The organism is Demequina aestuarii (assembly GCF_000975095.1).
Classification (GTDB): Bacteria; Actinomycetota; Actinomycetes; order Actinomycetales; family Demequinaceae; genus Demequina; species Demequina aestuarii.
In genome coordinates, this window is the sequence record NZ_BBRD01000001.1 from 1,170,969 (window position 1) to 1,192,816 (window position 21,848).

At 69.1% G+C, this 21,848-nt stretch carries 16 protein-coding genes and 4 tRNA genes; 11 read left to right on the forward strand and 9 right to left on the reverse strand.

The window, feature by feature from the left end; translation table 11 throughout:
• The first annotated feature begins 11 nt into the window (after window positions 1-11).
• The 3 genes from gnd to zapE all read left to right on the forward strand — a co-directional run bounded on the left by gnd (window position 12) and on the right by zapE (window position 3,759).
• On the forward strand, window positions 12-1,448 hold the full coding sequence (gene gnd / locus AOP72_RS05540; RefSeq protein ID WP_062133505.1) for an NADP-dependent phosphogluconate dehydrogenase: 1,437 nt from the start codon (window positions 12-14) through the stop codon (window positions 1,446-1,448).
• 5 nt (window positions 1,449-1,453) lie between these two features.
• A complete protein-coding gene (locus AOP72_RS05545; RefSeq protein ID WP_062133508.1) occupies window positions 1,454-2,683 on the forward strand; it encodes a carboxylate--amine ligase in 1,230 nt (409 codons plus the stop codon).
• Between the two features lie 83 nt (window positions 2,684-2,766).
• Entirely contained in the window at window positions 2,767-3,759 is a 993-nt protein-coding gene (gene zapE / locus AOP72_RS05550; protein ID WP_062133510.1) for a cell division protein ZapE, read from the forward strand.
• On the opposite strand, the gene AOP72_RS05555 is transcribed toward zapE, so the two are convergent.
• On the reverse strand, window positions 3,716-4,324 hold the full coding sequence (locus AOP72_RS05555) for a hypothetical protein (protein ID WP_152650259.1): 609 nt from the start codon (window positions 4,322-4,324) through the stop codon (window positions 3,716-3,718). The two genes, zapE and AOP72_RS05555, sit on opposite strands and share 44 nt — an antisense overlap.
• A 241-nt stretch (window positions 4,325-4,565) precedes the next feature.
• On the opposite strand from AOP72_RS05555, the gene AOP72_RS05560 reads away from it, so the two are divergent.
• Entirely contained in the window at window positions 4,566-4,748 is a 183-nt protein-coding gene (locus AOP72_RS05560) for a hypothetical protein (protein ID WP_062133516.1), read from the forward strand.
• 21 nt (window positions 4,749-4,769) lie between these two features.
• Here the strand turns inward: AOP72_RS05560 and AOP72_RS05565 are convergent, their stop codons facing one another.
• From AOP72_RS05565 to AOP72_RS05580, 4 genes are all read right to left on the reverse strand, one after another.
• Window positions 4,770-5,639 carry a polyphosphate kinase 2 family protein gene (locus AOP72_RS05565; RefSeq protein ID WP_062133519.1) on the reverse strand — a complete coding sequence of 290 codons (870 nt, stop codon included), beginning with the start codon at window positions 5,637-5,639 and terminating at the stop codon, window positions 4,770-4,772.
• A gap of 3 nt (window positions 5,640-5,642) precedes the next feature.
• A complete protein-coding gene (gene treZ / locus AOP72_RS05570; protein ID WP_062133522.1) occupies window positions 5,643-7,382 on the reverse strand; it encodes a malto-oligosyltrehalose trehalohydrolase in 1,740 nt (579 codons plus the stop codon).
• Window positions 7,382-9,895, reverse strand: a complete 2,514-nt coding sequence (gene treY, locus AOP72_RS05575; RefSeq protein ID WP_062133526.1) for a malto-oligosyltrehalose synthase — start codon at window positions 9,893-9,895, stop codon at window positions 7,382-7,384. The genes treZ and treY overlap by 1 nt, the downstream gene beginning before the upstream one ends.
• Window positions 9,896-9,961: 66 nt before the next feature.
• A complete protein-coding gene (locus AOP72_RS05580) occupies window positions 9,962-10,396 on the reverse strand; it encodes an organic hydroperoxide resistance protein (RefSeq protein ID WP_062136905.1) in 435 nt (144 codons plus the stop codon).
• Between the two features lie 116 nt (window positions 10,397-10,512).
• On the opposite strand from AOP72_RS05580, the gene AOP72_RS05585 reads away from it, so the two are divergent.
• Together AOP72_RS05585 and AOP72_RS05590 are read left to right on the forward strand one after the other, a co-directional pair.
• On the forward strand, window positions 10,513-11,070 hold the full coding sequence (locus AOP72_RS05585) for a TetR/AcrR family transcriptional regulator (RefSeq protein WP_238581615.1): 558 nt from the start codon (window positions 10,513-10,515) through the stop codon (window positions 11,068-11,070).
• 22 nt (window positions 11,071-11,092) lie between these two features.
• Window positions 11,093-11,686 (forward strand): DUF1684 domain-containing protein, encoded by a 594-nt coding sequence (locus tag AOP72_RS05590; protein WP_062133532.1) that lies wholly within the window; start codon window positions 11,093-11,095, stop codon window positions 11,684-11,686.
• A 24-nt stretch (window positions 11,687-11,710) separates the two neighbouring features.
• On the opposite strand, the gene AOP72_RS05595 is transcribed toward AOP72_RS05590, so the two are convergent.
• From AOP72_RS05595 to AOP72_RS05610, 4 genes are all read right to left on the reverse strand, one after another.
• Window positions 11,711-14,047, reverse strand: a complete 2,337-nt coding sequence (locus tag AOP72_RS05595) for a heavy metal translocating P-type ATPase (RefSeq protein ID WP_062133534.1) — start codon at window positions 14,045-14,047, stop codon at window positions 11,711-11,713.
• Window positions 14,048-14,138: 91 nt separating this feature from the next.
• A tRNA-Val gene (locus AOP72_RS05600) sits at window positions 14,139-14,213 on the reverse strand.
• A 1-nt stretch (window position 14,214) separates the two neighbouring features.
• Window positions 14,215-14,285: transfer RNA gene (locus AOP72_RS05605), tRNA-Cys, on the reverse strand.
• Window positions 14,286-14,320: 35 nt separating this feature from the next.
• Window positions 14,321-14,392, reverse strand: a tRNA-Gly gene (locus tag AOP72_RS05610).
• Between the two features lie 129 nt (window positions 14,393-14,521).
• Here AOP72_RS05610 and AOP72_RS05615 point away from each other — a divergent pair.
• The 5 genes from AOP72_RS05615 (at window position 14,522) to AOP72_RS05640 (ending at window position 21,761) form a co-directional block, all read left to right on the forward strand.
• Window positions 14,522-15,625, forward strand: a complete 1,104-nt coding sequence (locus AOP72_RS05615; protein ID WP_062136909.1) for a chorismate-binding protein — start codon at window positions 14,522-14,524, stop codon at window positions 15,623-15,625.
• A complete protein-coding gene (locus AOP72_RS05620; RefSeq protein ID WP_062133535.1) occupies window positions 15,622-16,494 on the forward strand; it encodes an aminotransferase class IV in 873 nt (290 codons plus the stop codon). Before AOP72_RS05615 ends, AOP72_RS05620 begins: the two co-directional genes overlap by 4 nt.
• Window positions 16,495-16,759: 265 nt before the next feature.
• Window positions 16,760-16,831: transfer RNA gene (locus AOP72_RS05625), tRNA-Val, on the forward strand.
• 302 nt (window positions 16,832-17,133) lie between these two features.
• On the forward strand, window positions 17,134-18,465 hold the full coding sequence (locus AOP72_RS05630; protein WP_193746363.1) for a right-handed parallel beta-helix repeat-containing protein: 1,332 nt from the start codon (window positions 17,134-17,136) through the stop codon (window positions 18,463-18,465).
• 698 nt (window positions 18,466-19,163) lie between these two features.
• Complete coding sequence (locus tag AOP72_RS05640) at window positions 19,164-21,761, forward strand: excinuclease ABC subunit UvrA (RefSeq protein WP_062133538.1); 2,598 nt, start codon at window positions 19,164-19,166, stop codon at window positions 21,759-21,761.
• The last annotated feature ends 87 nt before the right edge of the window (window positions 21,762-21,848 follow it).

Sequence of the window (21,848 nt, forward strand, 5' to 3'; positions counted from 1 at the left end):
AGGACCCTCCCATGGCACTTGCTCAGATCGGTGTGACTGGACTTGCGGTGATGGGCCGCAACCTGGCCCGCAACTTCGCCCGCAATGGCTTCACAGTGGCGGTGCACAACCGCTCGGCGCAGAAGATGCACTCGCTGATCGAGGACCACGGTGACGAGGGCACGTTCATCGGGTCGGAGTCGCTCGAGGACTTCGTCGCGTCGCTGGAGAAGCCGCGCAAGGTGGTCGTGATGGTGCAGGCCGGTGGCCCCACTGACGCGGTGATCGACGCGCTGGTGCCCCTCATGGATCAGGGCGACATCATCGTGGACGCGGGCAACGCTCTGTACACCGACACCATGCGCCGCGAGAAGGACCTCGCCTCCAAGGGTCTCCACTTCGTGGGCTCCGGCGTCTCGGGCGGCGAAGAGGGTGCGCTGCTCGGCCCGTCCATCATGCCCGGCGGTCCCGCAGAGTCGTACGTCACGCTCGGCCCGATCCTCGAGAAGATCGCCGCGAAGGCCGAGGACGGCACGCCCTGCTGCGTGCACATCGGTCCCGACGGCGCCGGTCACTTCGTGAAGATGGTCCACAACGGCATCGAGTATGCGGACATGCAGCTGATCGGCGAGGCGTACGACCTGCTGCGCACGGGCCTCGAGCTCGAGCCCGCAGAGATCGCCGACATCTTCGCCGAGTGGAACCAGGGCGACCTGGAGTCCTTCCTCATCGAGATCACCGCCGAGGTGCTGCGCCAGACCGATGCGCGCACCGGCAAGGCTCTCGTCGACGTCATCAAGGACGAGGCCGGGCAGAAGGGCACCGGCCGCTGGACCGTCAAGTCCGCGCTCGACCTCGGCGTTCCCGTGACCGGCATCGCGGAGGCCACCTTCGCCCGCGCCATCTCGTCGCAGGTCGCGCAGCGCCAGGCCGCGCGTGGCGTGCTCGCGGCGAACACCCAGCCGTTCACGTTCGAGGACCGTGCGGCGTTCATCGAGGACGTGCGCCTCGCGCTGTACGCGTCCAAGGTGGTCGCGTACGCGCAGGGCTTCGACCAGATCCGAGCCGCCTCCGACGAGTTCGGCTGGGACATCACGTTGGGCGACATGGCGAAGATCTGGCGCGAAGGATGCATCATCCGTGCGCGGTTCCTCGACCGCATCACCGAGGCGTTCGAGCGTGACGCCGGGCTGCCCAGCCTGTTGGTGGACCCGTACTTCGTCGACGCAGTCGCTGGCGGCGTTGCCTCGTGGCGTCGCGTCGTGGCCCAGTCCGCTCTCACGGGCGTGCCGGCTCCGGCGTTCGCGTCGTCTCTGTCCTACTACGACTCGCTGCGTGCCGAGCGCCTGCCGGCCGCGCTGATTCAGGGACAGCGCGACTTCTTTGGCGCTCACACCTACAAGCGCGTCGACGGCGAGGGCTCCTTCCACACGCTGTGGTCGGGGGATCGCTCCGAGGTCGAGGCCTGAGCACTGTGCCGCAGCGCCCGGTCGTCCCCGTCGTCGTCGGCGGTGACATCGGGGCGTACGCGCTGCTGAGGGCGTTCCACGACCAGTTCGCCACCCGCGGCGTCGTCGTCTCGCGGATCCAGACCCGACCCTTCGCGCATACCCGCATCGCGGATGTGCGCATCGCGGACGTCGAGGATGCCGATGCGCTCGTCGAGTCGCTCGTCTCGCTCGCCCAGGAGCGGGCGGGGGAGCGGCTCGTACTGCTGTCGAACGCCGACTGGTATGTGGAGACCATCATCCGCGCGCGCGACCGGTTGTCACCGCACTATGAGATCCCCATGTGCTCTCTCGAGGCCTTCGAGAGGGTGTCCTCCAAGGAGGCGTTCCAGGCGGACTGCGACGCGCTCGGCATCCCGGTGCCGCAGACGGTTCCCGTGCGGTTCGTCGACGGCGCTCCGGTGCCCGACGGCGAGCTGGACGCGTTGACCTACCCGGTGATCGGCAAGGCCAGCTCCTCGGCCGAACACCACTACGCCGAGTACGCGGGCAAGAAGAAGGTCCAGCACCTCGAGACGCGCGGAGAGGTCGACGACCTGCTCTCGCGCATCGCGGGCTCCGGCTTCGCCGGCACGTATCTCTTGCAGGAGTTCATTCCGGGCGACGAGACGCAGATGCGCTCGCTGACCGCGTATCGCGACGCACAGGGCGTCGTGACCATGCTGTGCACGGGCCGGGTGCTCCTCGAGGAGCACACCCCGGGAACCCTGGGCATTCCTGCGGCGATTCTCACCGAGCCGTACACGGACGCGATGGATGCCATGGAGCGCTACCTGGAGCGGGTGGACTACCGGGGCTTCGCCAATGCCGACTACAAGCGCGATCCGCGCACGGGCGAGCACGTGTTCTTCGAGGTCAACCCGCGCATCGGCCGCAACAACTGGTACGCGACTGCGGCGGGCGCCGACCCTGCGGGGCACCTCATGGCGGATGTCGATGGCGAACCCCGAGAGCAGCTGCGGGCGACTCACGAGGTGCTGTACTCGGTGGTGCCGTTGCGTCTGCTCACGCGATATCTGCTCGACGTCGACCTGCGTGCACGTGTAGTGCGGGCTGCCAAGCGAGGCGTCGCTCGCCCCTTGCACAACCCGGCCGACGGATCCCTGCGCAGGCGCGCAGTGATCGCGGCGCTGACGTTGAACTACCGGCGCAAGTACCGCAAGCACTATCCCCAGCCCACGCCTACTGGCCACTAGCGACCGGCTCCGCTGATGGTTCGTGAGGAGCCACCGGCGCTGTTGTCCTATGGTCACCCGTCGCGTCAGTAGTGTGTGGTCTCATGACCGCTCGCCTCGTCGGACGGCGGCCCCACGTCGAGCCCGAGGCTCTGATCGCGGCCCTCGTCCCCCCGCCGCATTTCGCGGACGCTTCCTTCTCATCGTACGTCCCCGATTCTGACTTCCCGAGCCAGGAAGCCGCGCTGCGGGAGGCTCGCGCGTTCGCACGCGGCGTGGGACGCCGGCGCCTCGGGCCGCTGCGCCGTTCGAGCGGCGGCACGGGTCTGTACCTGGACGGTGGGTTCGGAGTCGGCAAGACCCACCTGCTGGTGTCGATGGCGCGCGACGTGGGGGATCGGGCCGCGTTCGGCACTTTCGTCGAGTACACGAGCCTCGTCGGTGCGATGGGCTTCCAAGCGACTCGGCAGGCGCTGCAGCAGTTCGCTCTCGTGTGCATCGACGAGTTCGAGCTCGACGATCCGGGCGACACCGTGCTGATGGCGCGACTGATGCGCGAGTTGGCCGATGCCGGGGTCGCGCTGGCGGCCACGTCCAACACTGCTCCGGGATCGCTCGGCAAGGGCCGCTTCGCTGCGGACGACTTTCGGCGCGAGATCCAGGCCGTCTCGACGGTGTTCGAGGTCGCGACCATCGACGGCCCCGACTATCGCGGCCGTGGCGAACTGGTGTTCCCGCGCCCGGCGACGGTGGATCAGGTGCTCGGTGCCTGCGCGGGGGACGGTGGCGCATGCGAGGAGTGGTCGGCGCTGATGGAGGACCTCCGGCACGTGCACCCGAGCCGGTTCGGCGCGTACGTGGACGGCATCTCGGTCCTGGGCCTGCGCGGGGTGCGGCCGCTCCCTGACCAGGCGCAGGCGCTGCGCGTGGTCGCGCTCGTGGATCGGTTGTACGACCGCGACGTGCGGATCGTCGCCTCGGGACACTCGCTCGCGGAGATCTTCTCGCAGGACATGCTGCGCGGCGGGTACCGCAAGAAGTATCTGCGGGCGCTCAGCCGGCTGCTGGCGATGGTTGCGGGCGAGGGCCGGCACTAGCGTCCGGCGGGCCCAGCCGGGATGCCACGAGGCATGCGACCGCCGCCGCGAGCCATCCCCACCCCGGGCCCGCACTCGGCTCGAGTCCTGGTGGGCCGCCTGCTGCGGCGAGCACGGTCTGTGACTGCAGCCACGTGGCCAGCGGCACGAGGGCGCCTGCAGAGGCTGCGGCCGCACTCCATGTCAGCCAGGCGCGCCGGGCTCCCCGGGCGCGAGCGGGCGCGGGGGTTGTGGAGCGGAGAGCCTGAAGCATGCGCGCCGCGCCCATGAGCACCATCCCCAGGGTCACCAGGGACGCGACGAGCGTGAGCCGAGTCATCATCCGGTCCGTGGTGGACTCGATCAACCAGAAGTGGAAGACGCCTTCACTGGCCGCACCGTCGACCCAACCCGTGCCCGCAGGCAGCGCTGGTTCCTGCCCGCTCCACGCAACGCGGGCGGTGCCGCTTGGCCGGGTGAGACCGTTGATGAAGTAGACGGCGGCCAGCCCCCAGGCGGCGACGCCGGCCCAGGCGAGCAGGAGAGCACCGGGGCTCTTCGTGTCGGCGGCGACGGGGCGGAACATCACCGCCATGATCGACCGCCGGAGCCGCGCAGTCGCGCTGGCCGTCGCCTCAGGCTCACGGTGATCCCCCTGTCGATGAGACGCCGCTGACGGGGCCGATCGTCCCGCGGACGCCGGTCCACGTCCCCGACGCTAGCACTGACGAGCGAAGCACCACCATGAGGCTGCGTGACGCCGCGCGCACCAGGCCCGTGCCTGGTAGACAGGAGATGCCACAGGGGCACTCAGGGAAGGAGCCGGCATGAGCAGCAACGGCTCAGCAGCGGCCGGGGGCGGGGCCATCTACGGCCTCGGGATCTTCGGTGGGATCGTCTACTACTGGCAGGTCGCGGAGGGATTCTGGGAGCACGTGGGGGCGATCTTCCAGGGCATCTTCTGGCCCGCGTTCATGGTCTACGAGGGGTTCCGTGCACTGGGAGGATGACGGACGCTCGACGGTGCGTCGCTACTCGCCCTGCCGTCGCAGATCCGCAATGCGCGCCCGTTCCGCGTCGAGGTCGTAGTCAGGAGTGGGCCACGTGAGGTCCATGCTCTCGAGCGCAGAGGTGAGCAGTTCGGTGACCGCGAGCCGGGCATACCACTTGCGTGTGGAAGGGATCACGTGCCAGGGCGCGGCATCCGTGGAGGTGCGGTCGAACACGGCCTGGAACGCCTCCATGTAGGCAGGCCAGTAGGCGCGCTCGTCCAGGTCTGACGTGCTGTACTTCCAGTGCTTGTCCGGGCGGGTGAGGCGTTTGGCCAGCCGGTCGAGCTGCTCGTCCTGCGAGACCATGAGAGCGCACTTCACGATGGTGATGCCGTTGTCCGTCAGGCGCTGCTCCCACTCGTTGATCTCGTCGTACCGACGCTCCCAGGTGTCCTGCGGCACGAGTTCGTGGACACGTGCGATGAGAACGTCCTCGTAGTGCGAACGGTCGAAGACCCCGATGTGCCCTGCCTTGGGGAGCGCCTTCTCGATGCGCCAGAGGAAATGGTGTTCGAGTTCCTCCTCGGTGGGAGCTCCGAAGCCGCGCGCCTGGACTCCTTGCGGGTCCACCATGCCCAGCACGTGCCGGACGATGCCGCCCTTGCCGGCGGTGTCCATGCCCTGGAGCACGAGCAGCAGCGACCGGTCGTCGCCCACGCGCCCCTGGGCGAACAGGCGTTCCTGGAGTTCGGCGAGCAGCGTGCCCCGCTCCTTCCGCAGGCGTCTGCCCTGCTTCTTCCCTCCGGAGAACCCGGGCTTGCCGGTGGGGTCGAAGTCCTCGAGACGAAAGCCCTCACTGACACGGAGTGCCGAGGTGGGGTGCTCATCCCAATGCTTGCTGGTCGCCATGACTCAGCTCGCGGGAACCACGACGACGGCGTCGGCCGCGAGGAGCAGCTGACCGTCGCCGGCTTCCGTCACCTCGCCGAAGGTGGCGACGGGCGCGACGCCGGGTACGGCCACCGGGCCGTCGGTGAGGTTCGCATGAACCGTGAGCGGGCCGTGCATGGTCAGCACGCGCGGCGCCGACTCGCTCGCGCCCGCAGGGTGGGTGGCCCATGCCTCGCGCGCGTCGACACGTGAACGCAGCGCCATCAACTCGGCGACCCAGTCCCTGATCGCGTCGTTTCCCGCGCTCGACGATCCGATGCCGGAGCCGAGCTTGGAGCGCAAGAAGGTCGTGCGGTCCTGGGGGTCGGGAACGTGCACCTCGCCGCCATAGAGATCTTCCCAGCCGTGGCCGGCGAACTCGCTCATGCGCCCTTCCGACACGGCGCTGCCCAGCGGCTCGTCGTGGTCCGTGAAGAACATGAACGGGCGCGTCTCTCCGTACTCCTCGCCCATGAACAGCATCGGCGTGAAGGGGCCGAGCAGCACCAGGGCGAGCGATGTCGCCTGGGCGCCGGGGGAGAGCGTCGATGCCGGCCGGTCGCCGATCGCGCGGTTGCCCACCTGATCGTGGTTCGAGGCGCACACGACGAACCGCCGGCGGTCCATCTCCGCAGGCACGGGTGCTCCCCACTCCATGCCGCGGAACGGCGAGTAGGTGCCGTCGTGCCAGAACGCGTCGCGGTACACCTTGTCGAGTGCCTCGATGCTGCCGAAGTCGACGTAGTAGCCGTGGCGCTCGCCGGTGAGGTAGGCGTGAATCGCGTGGTGGACGTCGTCGGCCCACTGGGCGGTCATGCCGTAGCCGCCCTCGGCCGTGGGGACCACCATGCGGACGTCGTTGAGGTCGGACTCGGCGACCAGGGACAGCGGCCGCCCCAGCCGGTCGGAGAGCGCGGACGTGTCGTCGGAGAGCTGCGCCAGAATGTGCACCTCGGAGTCGTCCTGCAGCTCGTGCACGGCGTCCAGCCGCAGGCAGTCGATGCGGAAGTCCGTCAGCCATCGCGACACGTTGTCGCGGATGAAGTCCCGCATGCCGCGAGCGTGGGGCTGGTCGAGGTTGACGGCCCATCCCCACGGCGTGTGATGCGCATCCGTGAAGTAGGGGCCGAACTTGCTCAGGTAGTTCCCGTCGGGGCCCAGGTGGTTGTAGACCACGTCGAGGCAGACTCCCAGGCCGGCGCGGTGAGCGGCGTCGACGAACCGCTGCAGCGCCGCCGGACCGCCGTACGCCTCGTGGACCGCGTAGAGCGCCACGCCGTCGTATCCCCAGCCATGCCGGCCAGGAAAGCCTGCGACGGGCATGAGTTCCACGATGTCCACGCCGGTGGCCTTCAGATCTGGCAGCTGCACGATCGCGGCGTCAAGGGTTCCCGTGGGGGTGAATGTGCCGACGTGCATCTCGTAGAAGACCGCTCCCAGAGCGTCGACACCCTGCCAGCCGTCGTCCTGCCAGCGGTGCAGGCCGGTCTCGAACACGCGTGACGGTCCGTGGACGCCATACGGCTGCTGCGCCGAGCGCGGGTCCGGCCACGGTCCTTCGCCGTCGACCTCGTACGCATAGTCGGTGCCGTGCGCCAGCTCGGGTCCGTTCCACCAGCCGTCCTCGCCGCGGGTCATCGGCTCGCGGACGCGCTCGGAGTCGGGTGCCCCGATCACCGCCACGACCGCATCGGCCGTGGGCGCCCACACGCGTGCGCGCATCAGGCGGCCACCAGCAGCGCCACCGGCATGGCGGGCAGCAGGTCGTGCAGGTCGACGTTGCCGCCCTCGAACTCGCGGCCGGACAGCACGTCACGCCAGCGGCCATCGGGCAGGGTCACTGTGTGCTCGCGCCAGCCGCCCAGCCTCTCGAGGTCGAGACCCAAGCGGGTCGCCACCGTGATGACCTGCGGCTCGTCCCCGACCGTGCGTGCGTACACGACTGCATGGCCGGACGATGCGGCGAGCGGGTGGTACCCCGCGTGGTCGCCGATGAACGCCTCGGGATGGTCTCGGCGTGCCTGCACGGCGCGCGCGGTGACCAGCAGCTTCTCCTCGTCGAGGGTCTTCGGCTTTGCGCGGCCGGTCACCTTGCGGAGCGCTGATGCGCGGGCCGCGAAGTCCACCGGGCGCCGGTTGTCGGGGTCCACCAGTGACGGAGCGACCATCTCAGTGCCCTGGTAGACGTCCGGAACCCCGGGCATCGTGAGTTGGATCAGCTTCATCGACAGGATCGCGGCGCGGGTGCCGATCGCCACCGACCTGTGCCACGCGAGGACGATGTCGCGGATGGCCGGGTCCGTGTGAGTGGACTGCGCGAACCACAGCACTGCCGATTCGTAGTCGGCGTCGACGGCGGTCCACGTGGTGTGAGTCTTCGACTCGCGCATGGCCTTGACGAGGTATCCCTCGAGCCGGTCCCAGTCCATGAATCCGTGTTCGTCGGACGTGCCCACCAGCGTCTGCCACCACAGGTTCTCCATGCGGCCATCCATCAGGGAGGGACGGATTCGAGATGCGGCCTCTTGGAGGTGCGTGACGGTGACGTCCCACTCGTCGGCGGCCTCTGACAGCACTCCCAGACGGGCGCGAACGTCCTCGGACCGCTTCGTGTCATGCGTGGTGAGGCATGTCATCGCGTGGGGATAGGCGATCTGCTGCTCGTCGGCCCAGGCGTGGAAGCCCGAGGGGGGCAGCGCGAATCGGCCGGCGGGGGAGCCGACCTCGCACAGCGGAAGCAGGTGGGTCCAGCGGTAGTACGCGGTGTCCTCGACGCCCTTGGCCATCACGGCACCGCAGGCCTGCTGGAAACGCGTGATGAGCTCGCGCCGGTTCTTGTCGTCCGTGCGGCCGGCAGAGCCGACCTCGGCGCCCTTGAGGAGGTCGACCACCACATCGAGGGTCTCGTGACGCTCGGGGTCAAGGTGCGCCTGTGCACGCTCGGCGGCGTGGTCGATGGCCTCGAGCGACGGCGGCTTGGGCGGGACGCCGGCCACGACGTAGGCACGGTAACGGTCGAACTCGACGAGCAGAGTGCGCAGGCAGTCGTACAGGGACCGCCACGTGTGGTCGCGCAGCCGCACGTCGGTGTGGCACACGGTGTGGGCGATGGTCGCGAGGCGGTGCACCTCGCTCGACAGGGACTCCTTGACGATCTCGAGCTTGGCCTCGGAGATCATGTCCGGCAGGGTGCCCATCGCGTCGCCCGTGAGGCGGTGAAGGGTCCCGGCGAGCGGAGACGAGCCGGCTGGGTCCCGCAGCAGCGCGCCCACGCGCCATGCGGCGTCGTAACCCGTGGTGCCCGCGGTGCGCCACGACCGCGGGAGCTGCTCGTCGCCCTCAAGGATCTTCTCGACGACCACCCACGCGCCATCGGTCGCATCGTGAAGACGTGCGAGGTAGCCCGCGGGGTCAGCGAGACCGTCGGGGTGGTCGATGCGCAGGCCTTGCAGCGTGCCGTCCTTGACGAGATCGACGATCACGCGGTGGGTGGCCTCGAACACGTCCTCGTCCTCGACGCGTACGGCCACGAGGGACCCGACGTCGAAGAAGCGCCGATAGTTCAGTTCCTCGTTGGCCACCCGCCAGTAGGCGAGTCGGTAGTGCTGCTGGTCGACCAGATCCGCCATCGGCAGGTTCTCGGTGCCCTCGCGCACGGGGAACACGTGCTCGAAGTACCGCAGCACGTGGACCTCGCCCGCATCCTCGAAGCCCGGCACGACCATGGTGTCGAGGTGCAGCTCGTCCGCCGCGAGCACCGTGCCGATGCGCTGGCCGAGCACGGGCATGAGCACGGGGTCGCCGCTCGACCAGTCCACGTCGAACCAATGCGCGTGATCGGACTCCTCGCCGTGCGCGAGCACCGACCACAGCGCCTTGTTGTGGAAGGCGGGCGTGGGGACCGCCATGTGGTTGGGAACCACGTCGGCGATGAGGCCGAGGCCGTGCTCGCCCGCCTTCCACGAGAGCTCGCGGAGCGCGTCGATGCCGCCCAGCGACTCAGCGATCCGGGAGTGGTCCACCACGTCGTAGAAGTGCGTCGAGCCGGGGGCCGCCTCGAGCACGGGCGACAGATAGAGGTGGCTCACTCCGAGCGAGACGAAGTACTCCAAGTGCTCCGCCGCATCGGCGAAGGTGAAGTCCGCGCTGAGCTGGAGTCGGTAGGTCGAGTTCGGCACCGGCGCATCGAGGCGGTGCCCGGCCCGTCGCGTGCGTTCGTGAGTGACGTCAGTCATCAAGTCGCGTCCCTGTTCGTTGCGGTCATGGCCATCATCCCAGATCCGCAGGGACGCGCGTTGCTTTCAGCTGGTGGTAACCGTGACGTCGACGGGGATATTTCCCCGGGTGGCGTTCGAGTACGGGCACACCTCGTGGGCCCTGTCGGCGACCCGGCGAGCGGTCTCGTCGTCGACGCCCACCAGGTGAACCTCGAGCGTGACGGCGAGTCCGAACCCTCCGGTGAGCCCCAGCGCGCCGATGCCCACCTTGCCGGTCACCGTCGAGTCGTCGACCGTGACCTTGAGCTGCTTCGCCGCCTGGCCGATCGCGGAGTTGAAGCACGCGGCGTACCCGGCGGCGAACAGCTGCTCGGGATTGGTGCGCTCTGCCTTGGTGAAGGGCTTGGGCGTCGCGAGGTCGAGGTCCAGGAGCTGATCGTCCGTGGCGACGTGGCCGTTGCGGCCGTCCCCCGTGGCGGTGGCAGTGGCGGTGTAGAAGACCTTCGGCTTGGTGGTCATGGCGATCACGACTCTGTTTCTTGGATGCTGCGCTTGTTGGGGTACTAGTCAGTCTACATAGGAACGCGAGTAGCCTGGAGGGCATTCCCGGCTTGTCACATCGGATGGAGGCGGTCATGGCCACAGGCACGATGCGCGGGCAGGCGCGCGCGGCGATTCTCCGTGCAGCGGTGTCCGAGTTCACGTCGCACGGCATCCGGGCCGTCAGCGCGGACCGCGTCATGGCCGACGCCGGAGTGTCCAAGGTGACGTTCTACCGTCACTTTCCCACCAAGGACGATCTCGTGGTCGCGTATCTCGAGGCCGAGCTCGACCGGGTGCAGCGAGCGGTGGCCGACGCTGGCGAGGGAGCCACGCCCGGGCAGTGGTCCGCTGCGCTTGCCGAGGAGATCTGCCGACCAGGCTTCAGGGGCTGCCCCTTCATCAATGCCGCAGCGGAGTACGCGGATCCCGATCACGCCGTGCGCGAGGTCGTGGCGCGCTTCCGCGCGTGGATGATCGGGGCCATCACGGCGGCACTCGTGTCACGGGGCGTCGCGGAGCCGGAGCGGGTCGCCCGCCAAGTCATGATGCTTCGCGACGGAGCGCTGGTGGAGGGCTACGTGTCAGGCGACCCGGACAGGGTCGCCGCCGAGCTGTCAGCGGGAGTCGACGCCCTCGTCGCCGCCGCGTAGCACTCGCGGGTAGCGTCGAGGGATGAACTACTCCTGGCACGTGCGCGACTGGCGCCGACAAGTCTTTGATCTCTATGCCGCGGTACGGACGCACGAGGACCCCGCGGCCGCGCATCGGCTCTGGATCGATGGCCGCGATCGACTCCTGGCGACGCACCCCGCCACCCCCGTGCCGGAGGGCGACCGCGAGGGCTTTCGCGCCCGCATCGGCGCCTATGACCCGGACTACCGGTTCGTGGTGCCGGTCGACGAGGCGGAGCGCGAACGCCGCGAGGTGCCGACACCCAGCGACGGTCTGGTGCCGTTCGAGCGCATCGGCCGCGTGTCGCTTCCCGGGCTGGGGGACCTCGACGTGTGGTGGCTCGACTCTTACGGCGGGGGAGTCTTCCTGCCGTTGCGCGACGGAGGAGCGGGGGACACCACCTATGGGGGAGGGCGCTACGTCCTCGACACGGTCAAGGGTGCGGACCTGGGCGGCGACTCGGACGCGCTCGTGGTGGACCTCAACTTCGCGTTCCAGCCCTCGTGCGCGTACTCGAGTGACTGGGTGTGCCCCCTGCCAGGCCCGGGGAACCGGCTCGAGGCGCGCGTCGACGTGGGGGAGCTGGTGCGCTAACCGATCCCGGGAGAGCGGTACCGGTCAAGACCTCGGGGAGTGTGCCGTGGGGACGAGGCTGAACGCACCCTCCTCTTCCTGCGCGTTGTGCAGGCGCAGGATTCCGTAGAGGCCGTAGAGGAGGCGGCGCAGCTCCACGACGTCCTCCGGCGCTGCCGCGCCGGTCTCGCCCGTCTGTCCCTCGCGAGCGTCCCGCTCGAGCCCGGCGAGCAGCCGCCCCAGACGACCGACCTGGTGTTCGATCTCGGCGTGAGTGCGACTCAGGGTCGCGGTGGCGTCCGCACCCCCCAACGCTCTGCTCATCAGTGGCAGGAGAAGCGCCTGATCAGCGCGTTCGTGGGGGAGCAGGTCGGTCTCGAGACGTTGGTGAAGGGCGCTGACCGGCGCAAGGCTGCTGCGTTCCGAGGTGAGCGCATCGGCCACCGCGCGTATCTGCTCGACGACGGCGAGCGTGGCGTCGTGCTCGGCCCTGAGCTGGCGCGCAGTCTCGATGTCGAGGGCAGGCATCGTGACCGTGTGCGTCCGTCCTGGCAGCACAGCGCGCAGTGCGATCGCGATCGCGAGAACGTCGATCACTTCCTGAAGGAGCGCGCCGGCGGTGGGGGGCAGGTATCCCAGGGCGGCGACCACCATCGCTACCAACGAGAGCCCCATGCCCACGGTCACAGCCTGGAACGCCACGCGCCTCGAGCGCTGGGCGATGAGGATCGCGTCGGCGAGGGCGTCGATCCTGTCCACGGTCAGCACGACGTCGGCCGCCTCGGAGGATGCGGTGGCCCCGTGCGATGCCAGCGCGACCCCGACTCCGGCCGCTGCGAGCGCCGGGGCGTCGTTGACGCCGTCGCCGACCATGATGGTGGCGGCTCCGTCCGACTCGAGGGTGATGGCGGCGAGCTTGTCGGCGGGGTCCCTGTCGGCGAGCACGGTGTCGACCCCCACGATCCGTCCCACCGCTCCTGCGGCGTCCGCCCTGTCCCCGGTCACCAGGACGACGCGTGTGATTCCCGCCTCGCGCAGGGCCCTCACCATGCGGGGGGCGTCGGGACGTATCGGGTCCTCGAGAAGAAACGCACCCGCAGGCACGCCGTCCACGGCGACGAACACGGACAGCGACCCATCGAGGTCCACCCTGCGGCGCACCTGACGCGCCCATGCTGGCGGGGTGTCGCCCATGATCCAGGCGGCCTTGCCGAGACGGACATCGTGGGATCCCACGCGGCCGCTCAGTCCGTAGCCGTGCTCCTCTCGCACCTCCGTGGGGAGCTCCAGCTCCAGGTCACGCTGCACCGCCGCAGTGACGATTGCGCTCGCCAGCACATGCGTGGAGACCTGGTCGAGCGACGCGGCGAGGCGAAGGACCTCGGTCGCGTCCACATCGGTGCTCGCCATGACTACATCGGACAGCGCAGGCTGTCCCTGGGTGAGGGTTCCGGTCTTGTCGAAGAGCATGATGCGACCGGCGGCCAGTCGCTCGAGCGCACCGCCGCCTTTGATGACGACGCCGATCCGAGCAGCGCGCGACAGCCCCGACATGATGGCGATGGGGGCGGCGAGCAGGAGGGGGCACGGCGTGGCGACCACGAGCACGGCGACGGCCCGCACCGAATCTCCTGACAGCGCCCACGCCCCCACGGCGAGCACGAGTGTGAGCGGGACGAAGATGATGGCGACCCTGTCGGCGGCGCGCACGAATGGGGCCGACGAGGCCTGCGCCTGCTGGACGAGTCGCACCACTCCGGCGTACGTGGACTCGGTCGCAGTAGCCGTCGCCCTGAGCTCCACGGGCGGGCCGGCATTCACCACGCCGCTGCGCACCTGGTCCCCAGCGGGCCTCTCCACTGGCATGGGTTCTCCGGTGAGTGCCGACTCGTCGAGGACCCCGGCGGCGGACAGCCGCCCGTCGACGGGCACCACCTCGCCCGTACGCACCAGGATCCGGTCGCCGACGCGGACGTCATCGACAGGAACGTCGTCGAGCCCGTCGGCGGTGAGCCGCCGTGCGGTGCGGGGCGCCCTCTCGACGAGGAGACTGAGCTCGCGACGTGCGCGCGCCGCCGCCCGGTCCTCCAGCAGCTGACCGGTGGCGAGCATCACCGTGATGACCGCGCCGGCGAGCGGTTCGCCCACCCACAGCGCACCCGCGAGAGCGAGGAAGGCGATCACGTCCACGGTGAACTCACGATTGCGAATCGCGCGGGCGATCCACCACGCCGAGACCACGAGCCCGAGCGCGGCGACCGCTACCAGGATGGTCTCGCCCCATGGTCGGGGCCCGCTCACCCAGAAGTACGCACCCACGAGGAGCAGCCCCGTCGAGACGACGAAGAGCATCAGGTCCGCGCGCGAACGCCACCACTCCATGGAAATATCTTGGCCCCGCCTCCGTGACGTGTCCACGGGAACGGGGGAGGAGACGACAAAGGCCGACCCGAAGGTCGGCCTGTCGTGTGCATGGTGGGCGATACTGGGATCGAACCAGTGACCTCTTCCGTGTCAGGGAAGCGCGCTACCGCTGCGCCAATCGCCCGAGGTGGAGATGGGATTCGAACCCACGTATACGGCTTTGCAGGCCGCTGCCTCGCCTCTCGGCCACTCCACCGTAGTGCCGCAGCCATCACAGGCTCCGGCGCTCCGAGCGGACGACGGGATTCGAACCCGCGACCCTCACCTTGGCAAGGTGATGCTCTACCACTGAGCCACGTCCGCATTTCGTCCGGGCTATTGCCCTGACGAGATTGGAACTCTAGCCGACTTCTCGGCCCAACACAAAACGCCGGGACTCACGGCGTGGCGGGCGAGACGAGACTCCAGGCGGCTGCCGATAGCGTGGTGCTCGTGACACGGGCACACGACGAACGAGCACTGGGCAGCGCCGAGTTCCGTGGCGTCCGTGCACGAGAGGTGGTCGAGCACATCGATGCCCGCGTTGACGGGCATCGGCTCTCCGCCGGCGGATTCTGGGTCGTGGTGGGCGACTTCGACGGGCGCATCGATGCGTGGCGCATGGGCGAGGTCGACCGTGTCGATGCCGGCGGCGTCGAGGCGAGCCCCGCACCACCGTCGGGCCGTGAGTGGCAGGGCCCTGCGGCCGATGCGTGGACGACCTCCCTGTCCCGCGACGCGTACATGGGGGGCGTCTCGCGCATTCGTGAGGACATTCGCAACGGCACTGTCTACCAGGTGAATCTCTGTCGCGTCCTGAGCGCGCCGCTCTCTGCGGGGCCGGAAGGGCCGGATGCGGTGGCGCTCAGCGAACGGCTCGCGATCGGCAATCCCGCGCGCTACGCCAGTCGCATCGTGATTCCCGCAGGCGACGCGCACCCCGGGGCCTGGATCGTGTCCGCGTCGCCGGAGCTGTATCTGGGCGTCGAGGGCGACAGGCTGCGCTCGTCGCCGATCAAGGGCACGGCGGCGCCCGGAGTCGCGATGCTCGACAAGGACACCGCCGAGAACGTGATGATCACCGACCTGGTGCGCAACGATCTCTCCCACGTCGCTCAGCCCGGGTCCGTGACCGTCCCTGAGCTGCTCGCGGAGCATCAGCACCCTGGCCTGACGCATCTCGAGTCGACGGTCGAGGCATCGCTCGCGCCCCGCTACTCGTGGACTGCGCCCATGTGGCCCGCGCTGCTCGACGGCACGTTCCCGCCAGGGTCGGTCTCGGGCGCGCCCAAATCGTCGGCCCTGCGCATCATCGCGCGCGAGGAGAGGGCGCCACGAGGCCCCTACTGTGGGGCCATCGGCTGGATCGACGCGGACGCGCGGCGCGCCGAACTCGCGGTCGGCATCCGCACCTTCTGGTGGCGCGACGGTCGGCTGCGGTTCGGGACCGGCGCCGGCATCACGTGGGGCTCCGACCCCGCAGGCGAGTGGGAAGAGACGGAGTTGAAGGCCAGCAGGTTGATCGGCCTGGCATCAGCCGGGATACTCCACTCATGAGCGTGATCGTGTGGGCCGGCGGCTCCCTGCGCGCGCCGGGAGAGCCGATCGTGACCGCGACGGATCATGGACTCACCGTGGGGGACGGCATCTTCGAGACTCTGGCCGTCCGCGACGGCCGGCCCTTCGCCGTCACCCGGCACCTCGCGCGTCTGCGGTACTCGTCCGAGCGCATCGGCCTGGCGCAGCCCGATGCGGACGCGGTCCGCGCGGGCATCGCTGCGGTGATGGAGGCTGGCGCGGGAGCACTGACCCGCCTGCGCGTGACGGTCACCTCGGGTCAGGGCCCGATGAGCTCGGTACGCGGCGACGGGCCGCAGACCGTGGTGGTGACCGGGGGGCAAGCGCCTCGCCCCCATGTGTGTCACGCCGTACGCGCACCCTGGCACCGCAACGAGCGCTCGCCGCTCGCAGGGGTGAAGTCCACGTCGTACGGCGAGAATGCCGTGATGGCGGCCTACGCGCGTGACAAGGGTGCGGACGAGGCCATCGTCGCGAACACCCACGGCAACCTGTGTGAAGGCACGGCGACCAATGTCTTCGTCGAGGTCGATGAGGAGATCGTCACGCCGCCGCTTGCGTCTGGCTGTCTTCCGGGTATCACGCGTGGGCTCGCCCTCGAGTGGGCCGCGCAGGCGGGGATGCCGATCCGCGTTGCGGCGCCCGGAGAGCTCACCATGGGAGTGCTGGACGCCGCGATCGAGGGCCGCGCCCACCTCGCGGTGACGTCCTCGACGCGCGGCGTTCAGCACGTGGCGAGCCTGGATGGCCACGACCTCGCCGCAGGTCGACTGCTGCGCCGGCTGGGCGCGCTGTTCGAGCTCAACGCCGAGCGCGACTCCGATCCGGCGCCGCGTCGCTCCTCGTGACCACCTGACCGCCTGACCAGACCACTCTCGCCTGGACCCCCGCGTCGCGGTGAACGGTCCGCGGGCACGCTGTTCCTCGCGCCTCCGGCGGCGCAGCGCGGCCCCGCTCGGCTGGTCCCGCCGTCAGTCCGTCAAGCGATGGGTCTCGCGCTCGGACGGGCGTTCATCAGGGCATACGCGTGAGAGCTCTCGCACGCTCGTGGGGGCAACGCTCCGGGGGTGTGCGCTGGTGGCCGCGGGGACGCGCTACTATTGTTCTCGCTCGGGGCGATTGGCGCAGTGGTAGCGCGCTTCCTTCACACGGAAGAGGTCACTGGTTCGAACCCAGTATCGCCCACTCGTAGAAAGCCCTGGTATCCCTTCTCGCCGATGGGTGCCAGGGCTTTCTGCATGTGGCACCCGAGGAGCCGCGGGACGCGTCATCCTGACCTGACGGCCCTCCTGCTGTGGCGGCGGTGCGCACGAATTTCCCGTCCACGTGCGGCTCTCGTCCCCGAACGACATTATTCATCTCGAGAACGTAGCGAAATACCTGCTAGTTGCCCTATTGTTGGCGTGGAGCCGACAGTGACCAGTGGGCTTCTTCGCCGATCGAGGGACAAGAATTCGATGCATACAGCCGTACTCTCACACGACTCCATGGCCACCCGGCCCTTTTCCGTGGCAGCGCTCATCGCTGTCGCCGCCGCGGGACTCACGCTCGTCAGCGCGACGACGGCCAGCGCCGCGACGCTGACGGTGGACGATGACGGACCCGCTGACTTCGCCAGCATCTCCGCCGCGGTCGCAGCCGCCACTCCGGGCGACGTCGTCACGGTCGCAGCGGGCTCGTACACAGAAGACGTGACAGTGGACAAGCAGCTCTCCATCGTCGGCGACGGCGCGGGGACGACGTCGGTGGTCGGTGATTGGCTGCTCAGTGCCCCCACGTCGATCTCCGGTTTCGCACTCAGCGGCGGTGACCGTGTCATCCAGGCAGGCGCAGGCGCTGAGGGTTCGCAGATCACGGAGAACTCGTTCGACGGCGGTGGAACGTCCGGTCAGGGAGTCTTCATCGACAGCGTCGTCGGGGGTGACGCCACAGTGGTGTCGAACAACGTGTTCGACGGCTTCGACGTGGACGGATTCTCCGCCGTGTGGGTGTACAAGTCTGCGGCGATCGAGGTGACGGGCAACACGATCACCTCCAATGGCACCGGAGGTGGTGTCAACGTGGGCGAGGGCAGCGACGACGTCTCGATCACCGGCAACACGTTCAACTCGGTGCAGAACGCGCTGGTGCTCATCGCGATCGGACAGGCGCTCACCGACGGCCCCTCGTCCAACGTGACCTTCTCCGACAACACCGTGACCTCCAGCAGTTCCAGTGCCGTTTATGTGGGAGGCAACAACGTCACAGGTCTCACGATCGACGGCAACTCCTTCGGCACGATCGGCCGCCACGCTGTGCAGTTCACGGCGGGCTACACCGGCAACGAGAGTGCGTGGATCGCGCCCTCCGGACCCGATCTCACCGAGATCGTGATCTCCGGCAACTCGATCACGTCGGCAAACATCGGTATCGCGGTCGGCGACGGCGTGCTGCTGGCGGAGGAGGGGTCGATCACCTCGACGGGGAACACCTTCGGCACGATGTCCTCTGGGTTCGCTGTGCAGTCGCTCGCGACCACCGAGCCCGCCTTGGTGTCCGACGAGGACAACCTTGGCGAGAACGCGGCGTCGGGGAACGTCATCGTGAATGCCGCGCCCGAGCCGGAACCCACCGTGACTCCCGAGCCGTCGACCACTCCCGAGCCCACCGCGCCGGTCGACGCGGAGGCGCAAGGCAGCGGCGACGGAGATGAGCTCGCCGAGTCCGGAGCCGCCGACGTCTCGCTCGGTGCAGCGGCCACGGCCGTCGCTCTTCTGGCGCTGGGCCTCGGCCTGGTGATCGCAGGACGTCGCACCCGTCGCGACTCGCCGACCGAATGACCCTGCATCGGTAGGCAGCAGCAGGATGCTGCTGCCTACCGATGCCCGGTGCGATGACGAGGGGGCGCTCCATCGAGGCACAGCAACTCGCCGAAGACCGCATCCGGCCGATGCGCCGGAAGTCGCCCCACGTGTGAGGCGTGGCAGCCAACGCAGCCGGCATGCTCGCACGCTCAGCGATCAAGGGCGTCGCTCAGCATCTTGAGTGCACCAAGGATGGCATCCTTCCGAAGATCCAGTGGCTCCGCGACGCGCAGCACCTCCGCCCAAAGACGTTCGACGCTGCAGAGACGCGACGACGGCTGGCACGGATATCGCTCACGAGGATCCGCGTAACGACATGAAGTGCGAGGCGGGTGACGAGCTCCTCGTGCGCATGGACCTCGCGCTCGACGAGGCGTGGGAGTCGGACGCGAGGCACCCGCGCGGCACGTGCCGCCCGCGCTCGGTGCACAGGTCGTGTGCAGTGAATGTGGACTGAACACTGGCTTCCGTGCTCGTCTCACGGTGGCGTGTGCCGTGTTCTTCCTCTGTGGAGAAGCAGGGCCACCGGACGGCAGGGTCGCCCCCTCCGTCGGCCCGAATCTCCGGGGATTCCGCCAAGCGGGACTGACGGGAGTGGTCTCTGCGTTGGGGGTGGGAGACATGCCCGGGCTGCTCGATGCCGGGTGACGACACACGACGCGAGGAGGACATCCGTGCCACAGGCAGATCCCGCACGCCCAGCACCAGGTACGGACGGGGTCCGGATCCGCGGCGCGAGAACTCACAATCTCGACAACGTCGACGTCGACATCCCCCGCGACGCGATTGTCGCGTTCACCGGCGTGTCCGGCTCCGGCAAGAGCTCTCTGGCTTTCGCCACCATCTACGCCGAGTCTCAGCGTCGCTACTTCGAGTCGGTCGCGCCCTACGCGCGGCGGCTGATGAGCCAGGTCAGCACTCCCGATGTCGACGCGATCGACGGGCTGCCTCCCGCCGTCGCGCTGCAACAACAGCGCTCTGGCGGCAACGCGCGCTCCACGGTCGGCAGCGCGACGACCATCGCCAACGTCGTCCGGATGGTGATGTCGCGGGTGGGGACCTACCCCGATGGCGCGCCGATGCTGCTCGCGGAAGACTTCTCGACGAACACGGTGCAGGGCGCATGCCCGGAGTGCCATGGGCTCGGACAGGTGTATGACGTCCCAGAGTCACGCATGGTGCCGGACGACTCGCTTTCGATCCGAGACGGCGCGCTCGCCGCATGGCCGAGCGCGTGGCACGGTCAGCAGTTGCGCGACAGCCTGGTGTCGCTCGGCTACGACGTTGACGTTCCGTGGCGCGAGATCTCCCCATCGCGGCGGGACTGGGCCCTGTACACGCGCGAGACCCCGCAGGTTCCCGTCTATCGGGAACTCACCCCGCAGCAGGTGTGGGCAGCCGTGGAACGCGAGGATGAGCCGTCGTACATGTCGTCGTTCGTGGGCGTGCAGCGCTACGTGCTCGACACGTTCGCGAACTCCAAGAGCGCACGGATGCGGGAGCGTGCGGCGTCGTTCATGGTGAGCGTCGCATGCCCCCAGTGCCATGGAAAGCGCTTGAAGCACGAAGCCCTCGACGTCACCTTCGAGGGGTACGACGTCACCGAACTGTCGGCGCTCCCGCTCGACGACATCGCTGCGCTGATCGAGCGCGCGCTCGATCCCCGCTGGAAGCCGCTCAACGAGAACGCGCCCGTGGCGCCGGAGCGCAGACTCGCCGCGCAGCGGCTCGCCAAGGAGGCACTGGCGCGCATCGCGCCGCTTGCCGACCTGGGGCTCGGATACCTCTCGCTCGATCGGAGCACGCCAACGCTCTCGTCGGGGGAGCTCCAGCGCATGCGCCTCGCCACCCAGGTGCTGTCGCAGCTGTTCGGGGTGGTGTTCGTGCTCGACGAGCCCTCGGCCGGTCTTCACCCTGCCGACACCGAGGCGCTCGTGGGTGTCCTCGCGTCGCTCAAGACCGCGGGCAACACGGTCTTTCTCGTCGAGCACTCGCTCGATGTCATCCGAGCAGCGGACTGGATCGTCGACATCGGGCCGGGCGCTGGGGCCTCCGGCGGCACCGTCGTGTATTCAGGGGAGCCAGAAGGGCTGCACGGGGCCGAGGAATCGGCGACGCGCCGGTACCTGTTCGACGACGGTGATCCTTCGGCCGATGCCCGGCTGGTCCGGCGCACCTCCCACGCGTCACTCGAGCTCGTCGACGTCACCCGCAACAACGTGAGGGGACTGTCGGTGAGCTTTCCCCTCGGCGTGCTCACTGCGGTCACCGGCGTCTCCGGCTCCGGCAAGTCAACGCTCGTCACGCGGGCGGTTCCCGACCTCTTGGGTTCCGAGGCAGAGGTCGAGGCACATGCCGACTCGGCCGACAGCGGCCGAGGCGAAGCCGATGCCCGGGCCGAGGGCACCAGCGACCTGCTGCTCTCGCCGTCCCCCGAGCGCACGACGGGGCGTGCCATCGTTGCGGACGACAGGGTGAGTCGGGTCGTCCAGGTCAGTCAGCGCCCCATCGGCCGCACTCCTCGTTCGAACGTCGCGACATACACCGGGCTCTTCGACCGGGTGCGGACCCTCTTCGCCGCGACGCCGGAGGCTCGTCGCCGGCGCTACGGCGCCGGCCGGTTCTCGTTCAACCGACCGAGCGGTCGCTGCCCCACCTGCAAGGGCGAAGGCACGATGGAGATCGAGCTGCTGTTCCTGCCGACCGTTCAGGCGCCGTGCGCGACGTGCGGCGGCACGCGATTCAACGCCGAGACTCTGGAGATCGAACTCGACGGTCGCACGGTCGCCGACGTTCTCGCCATGAGCGTCACTGCGGCACGCGCTGCCTTCGATGACCCCGACCTGGTCCGTCACCTCGACGCGCTCATCGACGTGGGGCTTGGGTACGTGTCGCTCGGCCAGCCGGCCACAGAGCTGTCGGGCGGTGAGGCGCAGCGCGTCAAGCTCGCGTCGGAGCTGCGGCGGGCGTCGACCGGTGACACTCTCTATCTGCTCGACGAGCCGACGTCGGGACTTCACCCGGCCGACGCCGACCGACTGCTGCGGCATCTTCAGCATCTTGTCGACGCGGGCAACACCGTCATCATGGTCGAACACGACATGCGCATCGTGGCTCAGGCGGACTGGGTGATGGATCTCGGGCCAGGTGCGGGCGACGCGGGTGGCTCGGTGGTGGCGCAGGGAACGCCCGAAGCGGTGGCGACGTCGTCAGAGAGCCGCACCGCGCCGTACTTGGCAGCCGCGTTGGCACGCCGCGGTCCGGCGACATAGGCGCGTCGCTGTGGCCGAGCGTCGAAGGCTGGTTCCAGGGTGGTCGCTGAGGCACCCAGGCGTTCGCACCTCATGGTTCGGTGCTTC